Origin of the sequence: Sulfitobacter sediminilitoris, from assembly GCF_010667575.1 — a bacterium.
In the GTDB taxonomy this organism is placed as follows: domain Bacteria; phylum Pseudomonadota; class Alphaproteobacteria; order Rhodobacterales; family Rhodobacteraceae; genus Sulfitobacter; species Sulfitobacter sediminilitoris.
The window spans coordinates 98,138-111,125 of sequence record NZ_JAABNT010000004.1 but is presented as its reverse complement, the minus strand read 5'-3'; the positions used below and the strand labels follow the sequence as shown (position 1 = coordinate 111,125).

At 57.6% G+C, this 12,988-nt stretch carries 15 protein-coding genes; 6 read left to right on the top strand and 9 right to left on the bottom strand.

Features of this window, described 5'->3' with window-relative positions; all coding sequences use genetic code 11:
- Window positions 1-132 precede the first annotated feature (132 nt).
- A complete protein-coding gene (locus GV827_RS08270; protein WP_164353321.1) occupies window positions 133-561 on the top strand; it encodes an FKBP-type peptidyl-prolyl cis-trans isomerase in 429 nt (142 codons plus the stop codon).
- A gap of 3 nt (window positions 562-564) precedes the next feature.
- Here GV827_RS08270 and GV827_RS08265 read toward each other — a convergent pair whose 3' ends face one another.
- Entirely contained in the window at window positions 565-1,086 is a 522-nt protein-coding gene (locus tag GV827_RS08265; protein ID WP_164353320.1) for a hypothetical protein, read from the bottom strand.
- 132 nt (window positions 1,087-1,218) lie between these two features.
- On the opposite strand from GV827_RS08265, the gene GV827_RS08260 reads away from it, so the two are divergent.
- Window positions 1,219-2,334, top strand: a complete 1,116-nt coding sequence (locus tag GV827_RS08260) for a THUMP domain-containing class I SAM-dependent RNA methyltransferase (RefSeq protein WP_164353539.1) — start codon at window positions 1,219-1,221, stop codon at window positions 2,332-2,334.
- 83 nt (window positions 2,335-2,417) lie between these two features.
- Here the strand turns inward: GV827_RS08260 and GV827_RS08255 are convergent, their stop codons facing one another.
- Entirely contained in the window at window positions 2,418-3,209 is a 792-nt protein-coding gene (locus tag GV827_RS08255) for an enoyl-ACP reductase FabI (protein WP_164353319.1), read from the bottom strand.
- 6 nt (window positions 3,210-3,215) lie between these two features.
- Window positions 3,216-4,445, bottom strand: coding sequence for a beta-ketoacyl-ACP synthase I (gene fabB / locus GV827_RS08250; RefSeq protein WP_164353318.1), 1,230 nt, complete (start codon window positions 4,443-4,445; stop codon window positions 3,216-3,218).
- A 164-nt stretch (window positions 4,446-4,609) separates the two neighbouring features.
- On the opposite strand from fabB, the gene GV827_RS08245 reads away from it, so the two are divergent.
- Window positions 4,610-5,986: an NAD-dependent succinate-semialdehyde dehydrogenase gene (locus GV827_RS08245; RefSeq protein WP_164353317.1), complete on the top strand. Its 1,377-nt coding sequence runs from the start codon at window positions 4,610-4,612 to the stop codon at window positions 5,984-5,986.
- A gap of 93 nt (window positions 5,987-6,079) precedes the next feature.
- Here the strand turns inward: GV827_RS08245 and GV827_RS08240 are convergent, their stop codons facing one another.
- From GV827_RS08240 to GV827_RS08225, 4 genes are all read right to left on the bottom strand, one after another.
- Entirely contained in the window at window positions 6,080-6,511 is a 432-nt protein-coding gene (locus tag GV827_RS08240) for a response regulator (RefSeq protein WP_164353316.1), read from the bottom strand.
- Complete coding sequence (locus tag GV827_RS08235; protein WP_204325794.1) at window positions 6,508-7,698, bottom strand: sensor histidine kinase; 1,191 nt, start codon at window positions 7,696-7,698, stop codon at window positions 6,508-6,510. The genes GV827_RS08240 and GV827_RS08235 overlap by 4 nt, the downstream gene beginning before the upstream one ends.
- Before the next feature lie 292 nt (window positions 7,699-7,990).
- The gene (gene fabA, locus GV827_RS08230) at window positions 7,991-8,500 is read right to left on the bottom strand and encodes a bifunctional 3-hydroxydecanoyl-ACP dehydratase/trans-2-decenoyl-ACP isomerase (RefSeq protein ID WP_164353314.1); all 510 of its coding nucleotides are present in this window, start codon (window positions 8,498-8,500) and stop codon (window positions 7,991-7,993) included.
- A 113-nt stretch (window positions 8,501-8,613) separates the two neighbouring features.
- Entirely contained in the window at window positions 8,614-9,099 is a 486-nt protein-coding gene (locus tag GV827_RS08225) for a RidA family protein (protein WP_164353313.1), read from the bottom strand.
- 394 nt (window positions 9,100-9,493) lie between these two features.
- Between GV827_RS08225 and GV827_RS08220 the strand changes: the two genes are divergently transcribed.
- The 3 genes from GV827_RS08220 (at window position 9,494) to GV827_RS08210 (ending at window position 11,860) form a co-directional block, all read left to right on the top strand.
- Window positions 9,494-10,459, top strand: a complete 966-nt coding sequence (locus tag GV827_RS08220) for a hypothetical protein (protein ID WP_164353312.1) — start codon at window positions 9,494-9,496, stop codon at window positions 10,457-10,459.
- A gap of 161 nt (window positions 10,460-10,620) precedes the next feature.
- The gene (gene irrA, locus GV827_RS08215; protein ID WP_164353311.1) at window positions 10,621-11,049 is read left to right on the top strand and encodes an iron response transcriptional regulator IrrA; all 429 of its coding nucleotides are present in this window, start codon (window positions 10,621-10,623) and stop codon (window positions 11,047-11,049) included.
- 16 nt (window positions 11,050-11,065) lie between these two features.
- A complete protein-coding gene (locus GV827_RS08210; protein WP_164353310.1) occupies window positions 11,066-11,860 on the top strand; it encodes a phytanoyl-CoA dioxygenase family protein in 795 nt (264 codons plus the stop codon).
- 35 nt (window positions 11,861-11,895) lie between these two features.
- Here the strand turns inward: GV827_RS08210 and GV827_RS08205 are convergent, their stop codons facing one another.
- Complete coding sequence (locus GV827_RS08205) at window positions 11,896-12,414, bottom strand: GNAT family N-acetyltransferase (protein ID WP_164353309.1); 519 nt, start codon at window positions 12,412-12,414, stop codon at window positions 11,896-11,898.
- 106 nt (window positions 12,415-12,520) lie between these two features.
- Entirely contained in the window at window positions 12,521-12,916 is a 396-nt protein-coding gene (locus GV827_RS08200) for a leucine-rich repeat domain-containing protein (RefSeq protein WP_164353308.1), read from the bottom strand.
- Window positions 12,917-12,988: the final 72 nt, after the last annotated feature.

The following is a 12,988-nucleotide window of genomic DNA, read 5'->3' as shown; positions in this document are numbered from 1 at the left end:
AAAAGGCCCGAAATTGTACCAAAGAGGGAGGGTTTACATCCTAGCGCAGCTTTGAGAGGGTACAACCAAACCCGGAGCACCCGCGCAGATACGCGGCCTCCCCCTCTTTCCCCCCAAAATTTGGAGACGACCATGACTCAGGTGAAGTCAGGCGACACAGTTGCTATTCATTACACAGGTACCCTTCTTGACGGAACGCAGTTCGACAGTTCCGAAGGCCGCGAGCCGCTGGAGTATGAGGTTGGGTCCGGCCACATCATTCCCGGACTGGATGCCGCGATGCCCGGCATGGAAGTAGGCGACAAGAAAACAGTCAAGATCGCCAGTGCGGACGCCTACGGTCCGCTGAACCCCGAAATGCGTCAGGCAGTCCCGCGCGAAGGTATCCCGGCGGACATTCCGCTGGAAGTCGGCACTCAGTTGCAGATGCAGACACCGGAAGGGCAGACCTTGCCCGTCATGGTCGTGGAAGTTGATGAGGCAACAGTCACGCTTGATGCCAATCACCCGCTCGCTGGCAAGGACCTGCAGTTCGACATTGAGCTGATGAAGATCGGCTAGGGCTCAAAGCCCCGGCTGCATACTGCGCAGCATGCGGCCGGGTTGATCGGCCACCTGCTGGCTATCAGTGCCCTGTGCGCCGCGAGATTCCAGATCCTGCGGCGCAGAAACCGGCGGTGTGACACGCTTGAAACCGTGCCCACGGGTTTGATCAAGGCTTTGACGGTTCACTTTGATGGTGTTCGCGCGGGCTGTGTCAGGCTGGGGCGACGCGCCCCCATCGTGCATTTCTTGCATCATTTGCGACTGCGTGTCCCGCATCTTCGCCTGCCATGACGGCACGCTGGCACCGGATTGCTGTTGGTTCGCGGCGGCGCTTAGGGCTGCCTGCCTGCCGGTCAGTTTCAAGACCGCGTCGCTGGCGGCCAGTGTCAGTTCCTGCCGCAGTTCCGATTCGCTTCGAAACGTTGCAATCAATGTCACAGCCAAAAGAACACTGACAACCTTTGCCCAGAACCCCGCGCGCTGCGATCGGGTCCGGCGCGATTGCAGGACTTCTTCGGTATATGTGTTACAAAACGTCATTCACTCGGAAATAATTAACGAAGAGGGCAATATCGTGTCGGGAGTGAGGAATTGCTGGATTTCCCCAGCCTTAACGACCGTCACGGTCAAACGCCTCTCGCCAGTGCGCTCCCTTCGCTTTATGCAGGCGGAATGACCCGCGCTGAACCATTTGAAATCTTTCTTGTCTGTCCTCCGGGGCTGGAGCCATTCCTGTGCGCGGAAGCGGAGGAAAAGGGTTTTCCCGACCCGGTTGCCGTATCCGGTGGGGTCACATTTCAGGGGGGCTGGCCAGAAGTATGGCGCGCCAATCTGGAGCTGCGGGGCGCTGTGCGGGTCTTGGCCCGGATCGGGACATTCATGGCGTTTCATCTGGCGCAGCTTGACAAGCGGGCGCGGAAATTTCCCTGGGGTGATGTGCTGCTTCAGGATGTACCTGTGAAAGTGCAGGTGACCTGCAAAGCCTCAAAGATTTATCATGCCAAGGCCGCAACCCAGCGGATCGAGACAGCTTTGACAGAAAGCCACGGTATCACCCTCTCTGCCGAGGCGGAGATGGTGATCAAGGTGCGCCTGCTTGATAATCAGGTGACGATCAGCCTCGATACGACGGGTGAGGCATTGCATCGCCGGGGCCACAAAGAGGCCGTGGGAAAAGCGCCGTTGCGCGAGAATATGGCGGCAATGTTTCTGCGTCAGATGGGATTTGATGGCAGCGTGCCAGTTGTGGACCCCATGTGTGGGTCAGGCACGTTTGTGATCGAAGCAGCGGAAATCGCGGCAGGGCTACAGCCGGGGCGGTCGCGCAGTTTTGCGTTCGAGAACTTGGCAAGCTTTGATCGTGACGCCTTTGAAGCGCTGCGCAGGGACGGGTCTGGCGTATCGCCTGAGGTCCGTTTCTATGGATCAGACCGGGATCAGGGCGCGGTGGCGATGGCCACGGCCAATGCCAAACGGGCAGGGGTCGCGGAGTGGTGCGCCTTTGCCTGTCACGGGGCGGCAGAAATCAGGCCCCCCGAAGGACCGCCGGGGTTGGTCATGGTGAACCCACCTTATGGCGGGCGGATCGGTAACAAGAAGCTGCTTTACGCGCTGTACGGATCTTTCGGCCAGACCATGAAAGAGCATTTTCGGGGATGGCGCGTCGGCATGGTGACCAGCGAACCTGCCTTGGCCAAGGCAAGCGGCCTGCCGTGGAAACCGCAAGGGGCGCCTGTCGCCCATGGCGGAATGAAAGTCTGGCTTTGGCAAACGCCGCCGCTGAAATAGGTCTTCACAGGTCCGACCAACAGGAAACGATCAAGCCCCTCCTGCGCGGCACTCGTGTGCCAAGCGCCGCAAGCAGATGGCTCTCAGAGGTTTTCCTGCTGCGGCATCCCCAGAATGTGGAAACCGCCATCCACTCTGATGATCTCACCCGTTGTGCAGGCGCCAGCATCCGACGCGAGGTAGACCGCCGTGCCACCGACCGCTTCAAGCGTCGCATTCGCGCGCAGAGGGGCGTTCATGTCGGTGTGCTTGTAGGTCTTGCGCGCACCGCCGATCGCAGCACCGGCAAGGGTTTTCATGGGGCCGGGCGAAATTGCGTTCACGCGGATGCCCTCGGGGCCCAGATCATTGGCCAGATAGCGCGTTGCACTTTCCAGCGCGGCCTTGGCGACGCCCATTACGTTATAATTCGGCACCACACGGTTTGATCCCTGATAGGTCAGCGTCATCAGCGTGCCACCATTCTCGACCATCATCGGATGGGCCCGGCGGGCGATCTCGATAAAGCTGTAGGCGGAAATGTCCAAGGAATGCTTGAAATTCGCACGACTGGTGTTCAGGAACCGCCCCGTCAGTTCAGCCTTGTCCGAAAAGGCAATTGCGTGAACCACGAAGTCAATCGTGGGCCAGCGCGCAGACAAGGCCTCGAACGCGGCATCAAGTGACGCATCGTCGGTTACATCCACATCGACCATGAAGTCAGAGCCGACGCTCTCTGCCAGCGGCTTCAATCGCGAGCCGAATGCCTCACCCTGATAGGTAAAGGCCAGCTCCGCCCCTGCCTCGGCCATGGCCTTGGAAATGCCCCACGCGATGGAGCGTTCGTTGGCGACACCCATGATCAGGCCGCGTTTGCCCTTGAGAAGGTCTGACATGATGCGTTACCCCTGATACTTCGACAGGATCATCGATCCGTTCGTGCCGCCAAATCCGAAAGAATTGGTCATCACTGAATCCAGCCCTGCATTCTCAACCAGTTCGGTCGCGATTTCTTCGGGTTTGAGGGCCGGGTCCAGCGTTTCGACGTTGATCGAGGGCGTGATGAAATCCTGATCCAGCATCAAAAGGCAGAAGATCGCCTCCATCGCGCCTGCGGCCCCTTGGCCGTGGCCTGTCATGCTCTTGGTCGAGCTGACGGGTGGTGTCGATCCCTCGCCAAAGACACGGCGGACCGCTTCGATCTCGCCCACGTCGCCCACAGGTGTCGATGTGCCATGCGCGTTGATATAGCTGACCTTGCGGCCCTCTGGCAGTGTCTCCAGCGCCAGTTGCATCGCGCGTGTGCCGCCCTCACCGGAGGGGGCCACCATATCGTGTCCGTCGGAGGTGGCCGCGAAACCGGTCACTTCGGCGTAGATCTTAGCGCCGCGCGCTTTGGCGTGTTCCAGATCTTCCAGCACCACGATGCCGCCGCCGCCGGTGATGACAAATCCGTCCCGGTTGGCATCAAAGGCGCGGCTCGCCCTCTCTGGTGTGTCGTTATACTTGGATGACATCGCACCCATCGCGTCGAATAGGCACGACAGCGTCCAGTCCAGCTCTTCGCCGCCGCCTGCGAACATCACGTCCTGCTTGCCAAGCATGATCTGTTCGGCCGCTGATCCGATGCAATGCAGAGAGGTCGAACAGGCCGAGGTGATGGAATAGTTGATGCCCTTGATCTTGAAGGCGGTCGACAGGTTCGCGCTGACGGTCGATGACATGCACTTGGGCACGGCGAAGGGTCCGATCCGCTTGGTCGCGCCGGTCTTGTCCACGATGTCGTGAGCGGTCTTCATGGCAGATGTCGACGGGCCGCCAGACCCGGCAATCAAGCCGGTGCGCGGATTGCTGATCTGATCCTCGCCCAGTCCCGCATCTGCAATCGCCTGCTCCATCGCGATATAGGCATAAGCGGCACCCGGTCCCATGAACCGCAGCGTTCGCTTGTCGATGTGTTCAGCCACATCGATTTTGAGCGTTCCGGCCACCTGGCTGCGAAACCCGTGCTCGGCCATCTCGGATGAGGCTTCGATCCCGGATTTGCCTGCTTTCAGCGCGGCGGTGACTTCTTCGGCGTTGTTTCCGATGGACGAGACAATCCCAAGTCCTGTGACGACGACGCGGCGCATACGCAGCACTCCCTTTGATCTGTTGGGTCTATCTAGGACAGCGGAGCAAGGCGGCGCAAGCGGTTAGACGGTGGGAGTTTGCGCAGAATTTCCTCTCATAATGGCAACAAGGGGAACTGGTTGGCACTTCAGTGGTTACTCTTCCAACGGATTGAGGAGTTCACATGTCACAGATCACAACGATCAACCCCGCCACCGAAGAGACCATCGCCACATATGACAAGATGTCAGAAGCCGAGGCGATTGCCGCAGTAGAGGCCTGCCATGCGGCTTTCCTGGACTGGCGCAAGACATCCCACGCCGAACGGGCGACCCATCTGACAGCGATTGCTGAAAAGCTGCGCGAGCACCGCGACGCACTGGCCGAACTGATGACCCGCGAAACCGGCAAGCTGTTAAAGGACGGCAAGCGCGAAGTCGACATTTGCGCCGCGATTTTCGATTACACCGCCGAACATGGCCCGGAAAAGCTGGCCGACGAAGAGCGCACCCATTCAGGCGGCGACAAGCGCGGCGTTGTCACCTATCAGCCTATCGGCGTGATCTATTCGATCCAGCCATGGAACTTCCCGCTGTATCAGCCGGTCCGCGTGCTTGCTGCAAATCTGATGGCAGGCAACAGGTGTGTCCTGAAACATGCATCTATCTGTACCGGCAGCGGCCTGCGTCTACAGGAGCTTTGCGTTGAGGCAGGCCTGCCAGAGGACATCTTCAAGGTCGTGCTGATCGGTCACGATGTCAGCGACAAACTGATCGAGCACAAACTGGTGCGCGGCGTGACCATGACCGGGTCCGACGGTGCGGGCCGTCACATTGGCGCGACAGCGGCCAAGGCGCTTAAAAAGACCGTTTTGGAGCTTGGCTCGAATGACGCCTACCTTGTGTTGGAGGACGCCGATATTGAAACGGCGGTGAAATTCTCGGTGATGGGCCGGATCTATAATAATGGTGAAACATGCGTGTCGGCCAAGCGGTTCGTGGTCACCGACAAGGTCTATGATGCCTTCGTGGACGCTTTCGTTGAACAGATGAAGCAGATCGAAATGGGTGATCCAATGGCTGATGGCGTCAAGCTGGGACCGCTTTCCAGTCAGGAACAGTTCGAGACGGTGCGCGATCAGGTCGATGAAAGCGTCAAGAACGGCGCCAAGGTGCTGTGCGGGGGCGAAGTGCCGGTTCGTACCGGGGCCTATTATCCGGCCACCGTGCTGGGCGATGTAACCCCTGGTATGCCGGCGTATGATGATGAAATCTTTGGTCCGGTGGCTGCCGTCATCCGCGCAAAGGATGATGAGGACGCGATGCGTATCGCCAATGACAGCCGTTACGGTTTGGGCGGTGGCATCTTTTGCCAAGATGAGGAACGTGCGCTGAAACTGGCAAGAGAGCACTTTGACACCGGCATGGTGCGGATCAATTCATTTGGTGCGGCTGATCCGAATATGCCGTTCGGTGGTGTCAAAGACTCAGGATACGGGCGCGAACACGGCGGCTTCGGTACGAAAGAGTTCGTCAACACCAAGGCGGTTTTCCTGCCCTAACTGGCGCAATGCGTTCAGGCGATTGGGGCGGGTCTGCCGCCCCTTTCCAATACTTCTCCTTAGTTCGCGACCTCGGCAGCCAGTTTTTTTCGTCTAGCCTTTGCCATTCGCGGTTTGCCGAACAAGTTCGGCAACATGGTGTATTACATCAATGGTCAGAGGTTTATTGATGAAGTCTTTTACGACCTCAAACGCCGCAGCCCTTTCATGATCATACGGGTCAAGCGAGGTGGTCAACATGACGATACAAACCTTGGCAAAGCTTGGTCCGAGCGCGGCGGTTGCGGCTTCGAGGAATTCAAACCCGTCCATTCGCGGCATGTTGATGTCCAGAAAAATCGCATCAACCGCCTGATCAGGGTTGGATTTAAGGTAGTCCAGCGCGTGATCGGCAGCCAGAAACCCCATGATCCGCCCCACGACACCTGAGCGTTCCATGATCCTCATGTACATCTTCTGATCAATCGCCTCATCGTCGATCAGCAGGGCCAGCTGGATGGGACTGTCGCTTTGCTGGTCTTTCATGCGATCATGCTCTTAGGCAAAAGCAGCGAAAACGCCGATCCTTTACCGGGGGTCGATGTCAGCGTAATTTCGCCCTGATGGTTCAAGGCGATATGCTGGCACATCGGCAAGCCAATCCCGGTGCCTTTGATTTCATCATGGCCATGGAGCCGTTGAAACAGCTTGAAGATACGCTCTTTGCTCTGCTCGGGTATGCCCATCCCATTGTCTTTTACAGTAATTTCTATGGTATCCCTATGCGCCTTGCCAATCTGGGCGATCTCAATATGCGGAGTGCGTTCCACGGGGCAGAATTTGATGGCATTGCTGATCAGGTTCTGGAAAAGGATTGTCATCTGTTCCCGCACGGCCTTGATCCGTGGCATAGGGCCGATTTCTATCTGCGCCCCGCGCGCATCAATGTCGGCCTTAAGGCTGCATACGGCACTCTGAACCGTGTCCCGAACCGAGACGGTCTCGAACTTCGGCTCCATTCCAATGATCCGCGTATAGTCGAGCACGTATTCGATCAGTGTCTGCATGCGTGCGACAGTCTGGCTGCACATGTCGAGCATTTCTTGTCCGTCGGCATCGATCCGCCCGTCTATATGGTGTTCAAATTCGCTCAGCAGCAGGCTCAGCGTGTTGGCCGGTGCCTTCATGTCGTGCGACACTGAATAGGCAAAGGACCGCAATTCTGCGTTGGCGGCCTCTGCGGCACGCCAGCCAGCCTTGGCGTTCTCTTCGGACTTTTTGACGGCGGTGATGTTGGTGTGCGCACCCAACATACGGATCGGCTTGCCCGTCTTGTCCCGGATCGCGAGACCACGACATCGGATCCATACGGTCGAGCCATCGGCGTGAAGGTAGCGCACCACCTGATCGTAGGGATGATCAGGGTCCGCGCAATGCGCCTCGAAATTCTTGAGCGCAACAGCCAGATCATCAGGAAAGATCAGGTGCTGCCATTCTGCCGGGTCGTGGCGCATCGTATCGGGATCCACGCCGAAGGTGCGCCAGAATTCCGGGCTCATCCACTCGTTGTCAACGTTTTCAAGGTCCCAGTACCAGACGCCGTCAAGCGACCCTTCCTGTAGGAATTTCCAGGTCGAAACGTCGTTTTGGATCAGTTTGTTAAGTTCTTGCTGAAGGTAATTCTCGGTTCCCACGTCGTGCGTGCCCCCCGCAAGGCAATCTGTCTCATTCACAATCCGCTGACCGTAGGCCAAACGAAGTAAACTTTTGGTTAACGGGTGCGCAGCTGACGCAACAGTCAAGCAGAATCATCTGTTGAAGCTGTCTGAGCCGCGCATGATGCTGCGGCCCACAGAGCTTGGGTGGTTGCAGCCCATATTCATGACCCAACCGTCCTGCCGATCAGCATTGCGGGGTAAAACGCGTAATTACGTACGCTGATCGTTGGTTAAAGGGTCGTCGCGTTTTGGGCCAGTGGGTGGTTGGCGCAATGCCCGGTTACGCCGCGCCAGCCGGCCAAGCAGATCAGCTTTCGCTCAGCGCGACTTTCATATCCTTGACCTGATAGATCACTTCGCCGTCCGCTTCGACGATGCCATCGGCCACGCCCATGGTCAGACGGCGCGTCTGGATCGCCTTGGTGAAATCGATCTTGTAGGTCAGCATCTTGCGATCAGGGCGCACCATGCCGGTCAGCTTTACCTCTCCCACGCCCAGTGCGTAACCGCGGCCCTGCCAACCACGCCAGCCAAGGTTGAAGCCGGTCAGTTGCCACAGGCCATCAAGACCAAGGCAGCCGGGCATGATTGGATTGCCGGGAAAATGACACTCAAAAAACCACAGGTCGGGGTTGATATCAAACTCAGCCGTGATGTGGCCCTTGCCATGTGCGCCACCATCCGCAGAGACGTCCGTGATCCGATCCATCATCAGCATCGGCGGTGCGGGCAACTGCGCATTTCCGGGGCCAAAAAGTTCGCCCCGTGCGCATTTCAGCAGATCGTCTTTGTCAAAGCTGTTGGGATAGTCGGCCATCGGGGTGCGCTCCTGCGGGGTATCTGGTTTTCGGAGCGGTCTACATGGGGTGAGGTTCTATCGCAAGGGGAGGGAGCGGACGTCACTGACCCGGCCAATGATTGCCTGCGGTGTCATGTGCGGATCAACACCTCGCCTTCAATCTCCATCGCAAAGCCCATGGGCAGCCCCGACACCCCGATGGCGGACCGCGCATGACGACCGATGTCTTGACCAAAGACATCCAGAATCAGGTCGCTGAAGCCGTTCACGACAAGATGCTGTTCAGAATACCCTGTGGCCGAAGTTACCATCCCGAATACGCGAACCCATCCAGTGATGCGGGCCAAGTCGCCAATCTCTGATTTGAGGTTGGCCAATACCGACAGCCCAACATCGCGTGCTTCCTGATACGCTTCTTCCGTCGTGAGGTCTGACCCGACAACGCCGAAAGGCCCTCCGATCCCGCCGTCCATGGTGCTCTTGGGATGACCCGAGAACATCACACGACCGCCGCGAGTATTCACAAACGTGAAGGGCAGATGCAGGCCTGCCGGTACCTGTGTCGGAGCGGGCAGTGTCAGTCCAAGACTTTTCAATCGTTCTTCTGGCGTAGGCATTCCTTGGTCCTCTTCCGCAGCGGGTCTAGTGGCATTGTGGTAGCACATCGCTGTTTCGCGATCACGTTCAGATCAGGTTTGGTGCTTTGGCAGAGCAAACTGGTTGCATCGGGGCAGGCGGCTACTCAGGCCCGCGCCGGGTTCTGAATCATTTCGTCAGCGAGGCTGCAAAACCGGGTACCTGCAGATTTGCATGGATATCTTGCAGCGGTGCCGGTTCTCTGAGGCGAGGTGTGTGGCTAAATCATCAGCAGGCAATTAGCGCCTGCGCTGACGGATGCGCGGTTTGAACACCCAAGGCTTGGCTTCGGGCAGATTACGTCAAACCCAGCACCACACGTGCGTTGATCCAAGAATATATTTTGTTCACACCACACTTTTGGAGGCCAATCCAATGAGCTTCGATCTCAAATCAAGAGCCCTCAATTTCTTTCGTGAAGGCATCGAGGAATACTACAGCGACGTCACCGACGTCACGGACGCCAACCTCAAAAGCAGCGAGATGGCGCATTACCCCAAGCATCTGATTTCGGGCTATAAAAAGGACTATGCCACGGTCGAGAAACTATATGACAAATGCGATGCCGCATTCGAAGAAATCGAGAAAAAGGACCTGACGACCAGCCGCGTCAAGAAAGCACAGGCGGCGATGGATGCGTTCAACACGTCGATCATGGTGCTGGAAGAAAGCAACGCAATGTTTTCGGCCCATAACAAGCACAAGACAGCCTCGCAGGCGGCAGGCATCTTGTTGCTGTTCGGGATGATTGTCAAAAGCCAGCAGGAGCAGGTCAAGAAATTGCTCGCAGACATCCCGAAGTTGGAAAAAGACCTCAAGAAGGCTAAGCGAGATGTGACCGGGGCCAAGGCTCAGCGCGCCGTCAATGTGGCGATCACCGGCGTTACCTCCGTGATGCCCGCGCTCAAGGGGGCGCAATTGGCGATTTTGGTTCTCGGTGCCGCCGCAACGCGTCTGGCTGCCGATGCGGCGCTTGGCCCGACCGGTCCCACGGCGGGGGCAGCGGCCAAGACGGCGGCCGGTGAATACGGCGGGGCGTTTGATCTGCTGGGCAAGGGCAGCGGCAAGCTGGTGTCCGCGGCAGGCGCGATTGACGCGCTTATCGCTGATGGCAAGGAGATCGGCACAGCCGAGAAGACACTGAAAAAGGTCAGGAAAAATCTGGCAGATACGCAAAAGCGCTACAAGAAGCTTGAGGCAGCCATGCGGACCTCTGACAAGACGGTCGATGCCACGGCGATCAAATACGAGAAAGCGACCAAGGCCGCCAGCGACGCGGCTTCGAAATTCAAGGCAGCCAAGCACCGTCGGGTTGATTTGAAGAAAGAACTGAAAGAATAGCCTCTTTCTGCATAAAGCGCGCTTACAACGGCCCCGGATCGGCTTCGACCGGGGCTTTTGGCTGCGGCAAACATGCACTCTAGTGCCACTTTTCCCTTTTGGAATTGAAAACCGTTCGCAAAGGCCCCTATATTAAAGGCAGCACGGTAACGGAGTGATCCATGACGCATACCCATGTTGAAAACGGCACACGCTGGCTGGAGCAGGCGGGTGTCCGTCCGACCCGGCAAAGGGTGACGCTGGCCAGTTTGCTGGTTGGGGATGGTCAACACCGGCACGTGACAGCCGAAAGCCTGTTCGAAGCGGCCAAGGGGCAAGGCGATGCAGTTTCGCTCGCCACCGTCTACAACACCCTGCGCGCGTTCTGCGAAGCCGGGCTGTTGCAGGAAGTGACAGTTGACGGCTCCAAAAGCTATTTTGATACGAACACGCATGATCACCCTCACTTCTTCTGGGAAGACGACGGAAGGCTGACCGACGCCCCGTCGGAACAGCTGGTCATCGCAGAATTGCCCGATGCTCCCGATGGTGCGGAAATTGCCAGTGTAGACGTCGTCATCCGCCTGCGCCGCAAAAGCGCCAAGGGCTGAGCCCAGTTTCGGGTCAATGCCACATCCGCTGATCTCTAAGGACGATATCGACACTTACCAGCGCGACGGTGTCGTGCTGGTCAAAGGGCTGTTCGCCGATCACGTGGACAAGCTGCGCGAAGGTATTGAGCGTAACATGGACCAGCCAGGTCCGTATGCCTCCAACAACGATAAAGCGGGTGAGACTGGCCGATTTTTTGACGACTACTGCAATTGGCAGCGCATACCGGAATTCGAAGAGGTGATCATGTCATCGGATGCCGCACAGGTCGGTGCCGAACTGATGGGCAGTCACTCAGCCCAGTTGTTCCATGATCATGTGCTGGTCAAGGAGCCGGGAACCTCGATGGCCACGCCGTGGCATCAGGACGGTCCCTATTACTTTGTTGATGGGCAGCAGACCGTCAGCTTCTGGTCGCCGCTTGATCCGGTAACTGATGCGACCTTGCGTTGCGTGGCGGGCTCTCATCTGTGGGAAAAGCCCGTATTGCCTACGCGCTGGGCCAAGGGTGACGCGTTTTTTGATCCCGCACCCTATATGCCCGTTCCCGACCCCGACGCCGAAGGCATGGACATCCGCGAATGGGAGATGGCACCGGGCGATGCGGTGGCGTTCAACTATGCCATTCTGCACGGCGCGCGCGGAAACACGGCCAATGCGCGGCGACGGGCGTTCTCGCTCAGGCTGGTGGGCGATGATGCGCGTTATGTTGAGCGGCCGGGACCGACATCGCCGCCGTTTCCTGGCCATGATATAGTTGCGGGCCAGAAACTGCGCGAAGACTGGTTTCCGGTCATCTGGCAAGGTTAAGCACGGCTGTCGGCCTGTCGCCATTTCGACAGTAATCAGTCCCGATCACTCAACCTGAATGCATAGACATTGTTGAGGTAACCTTTGTCATCGATCCGGAAATGGGTTTCGCCAACTTGCTCAAATCCTTGGGCAAGATAAAAGGCAATCGCCGGAGCGTTCTCGGCATTGGTCGCAAGCCAGACGGACGTCATGCCTTTATCCCGACAATACTGAAATGCGGCGTTCAGCAGACGTTTGCCTATTCCCTTGCCATGATGACGCGGCTGCACGTAAAGCGTCGAGATCTCCATGTCTGACCAGCCCTCTACCGGCGCTTTGCACCCTGATGAAACGCGGACAAACCCATCAATGCCTTCCTCGTTTTCGGACACCAGTATGAAATGTGCCGGATCAGACATCAGCGCTTCGATCTTGGCGGGCGTGAACTCTTGCAAAGCGTAATCAGCGAAGAATGCATTTACCCCACGCTTGAGGTACGTGCCGATCCACACTTCGATCAAAATCGCAGCGATGCTGGACGCATCTGACGTTTTTGGCGGCCGCAATGTCATGGTGGCTTGATCGCAGCTTTAACCGGTGGGTCAATAGGTTTTTTGAATTCCAGGCCCGATGCTTTCGTTCGATGTGAATTTCTTGATATCCCTGACTTCAGGGTTTTCAGAACCGGATGTTCAAGCCTTCGATATGCGCGACCGGGTCGGTGTCCGATACGGCAGTGCCGGTCAGTGCAAGGTAGGACAGGTCCATCATCGCGGCCAACGGAGAAATATCCGTGACCTGGGTCCCGTTCAGGCCAAGCTCTTTCATCTGGGTCAAAGAGGAGAGGGCTGAGAAATCTATAGCGGCGGTGCCTTGCATATTCAGGAATGTCAGGTTCGAGGCGTGGCGCAGTGGCGAAAGATCGGTAACGCCTTCTGACAAAAGGATCAGCTTCTTGAGGTCTGGCATGGCCGGGATGAAAGACAAATCACGCAGGCCGGAGGCTGATGTGGCAAGAAAGGTGAGCGTGGTCAGGTGGGAAAGTGCAGGGTGCGTTTGGCTTGTGGATGGCAAGACAAGACCTCACTGCCATTGCGGGCCGCGATGGGATATTTTTATGGTATGGGTTGTGCGCACACCGCCACA

Excerpts from the sequence above, each read along its gene's own strand:
- GV827_RS08270 (WP_164353321.1), top strand. The coding sequence starts at position 133 with ATGACTCAGGTGAAGTCAGGCGACACAGTTGCTATTCATTACACAGGT.
- GV827_RS08265 (WP_164353320.1), bottom strand. The coding sequence starts at position 1,086 with ATGACGTTTTGTAACACATATACCGAAGAAGTCCTGCAATCGCGCCGG.
- GV827_RS08260 (WP_164353539.1), top strand. The coding sequence starts at position 1,219 with ATGACCCGCGCTGAACCATTTGAAATCTTTCTTGTCTGTCCTCCGGGG.
- GV827_RS08255 (WP_164353319.1), bottom strand. The coding sequence starts at position 3,209 with ATGTCAGACCTTCTCAAGGGCAAACGCGGCCTGATCATGGGTGTCGCC.
- fabB (WP_164353318.1), bottom strand. The coding sequence starts at position 4,445 with ATGCGCCGCGTCGTCGTCACAGGACTTGGGATTGTCTCGTCCATCGGA.
- GV827_RS08245 (WP_164353317.1), top strand. The coding sequence starts at position 4,610 with ATGTCACAGATCACAACGATCAACCCCGCCACCGAAGAGACCATCGCC.
- GV827_RS08240 (WP_164353316.1), bottom strand. The coding sequence starts at position 6,511 with ATGAAAGACCAGCAAAGCGACAGTCCCATCCAGCTGGCCCTGCTGATC.
- fabA (WP_164353314.1), bottom strand. The coding sequence starts at position 8,500 with ATGGCCGACTATCCCAACAGCTTTGACAAAGACGATCTGCTGAAATGC.
- GV827_RS08225 (WP_164353313.1), bottom strand. The coding sequence starts at position 9,099 with ATGCCTACGCCAGAAGAACGATTGAAAAGTCTTGGACTGACACTGCCC.
- GV827_RS08220 (WP_164353312.1), top strand. The coding sequence starts at position 9,494 with ATGAGCTTCGATCTCAAATCAAGAGCCCTCAATTTCTTTCGTGAAGGC.
- irrA (WP_164353311.1), top strand. The coding sequence starts at position 10,621 with ATGACGCATACCCATGTTGAAAACGGCACACGCTGGCTGGAGCAGGCG.
- GV827_RS08210 (WP_164353310.1), top strand. The coding sequence starts at position 11,066 with ATGCCACATCCGCTGATCTCTAAGGACGATATCGACACTTACCAGCGC.
- GV827_RS08205 (WP_164353309.1), bottom strand. The coding sequence starts at position 12,414 with ATGACATTGCGGCCGCCAAAAACGTCAGATGCGTCCAGCATCGCTGCG.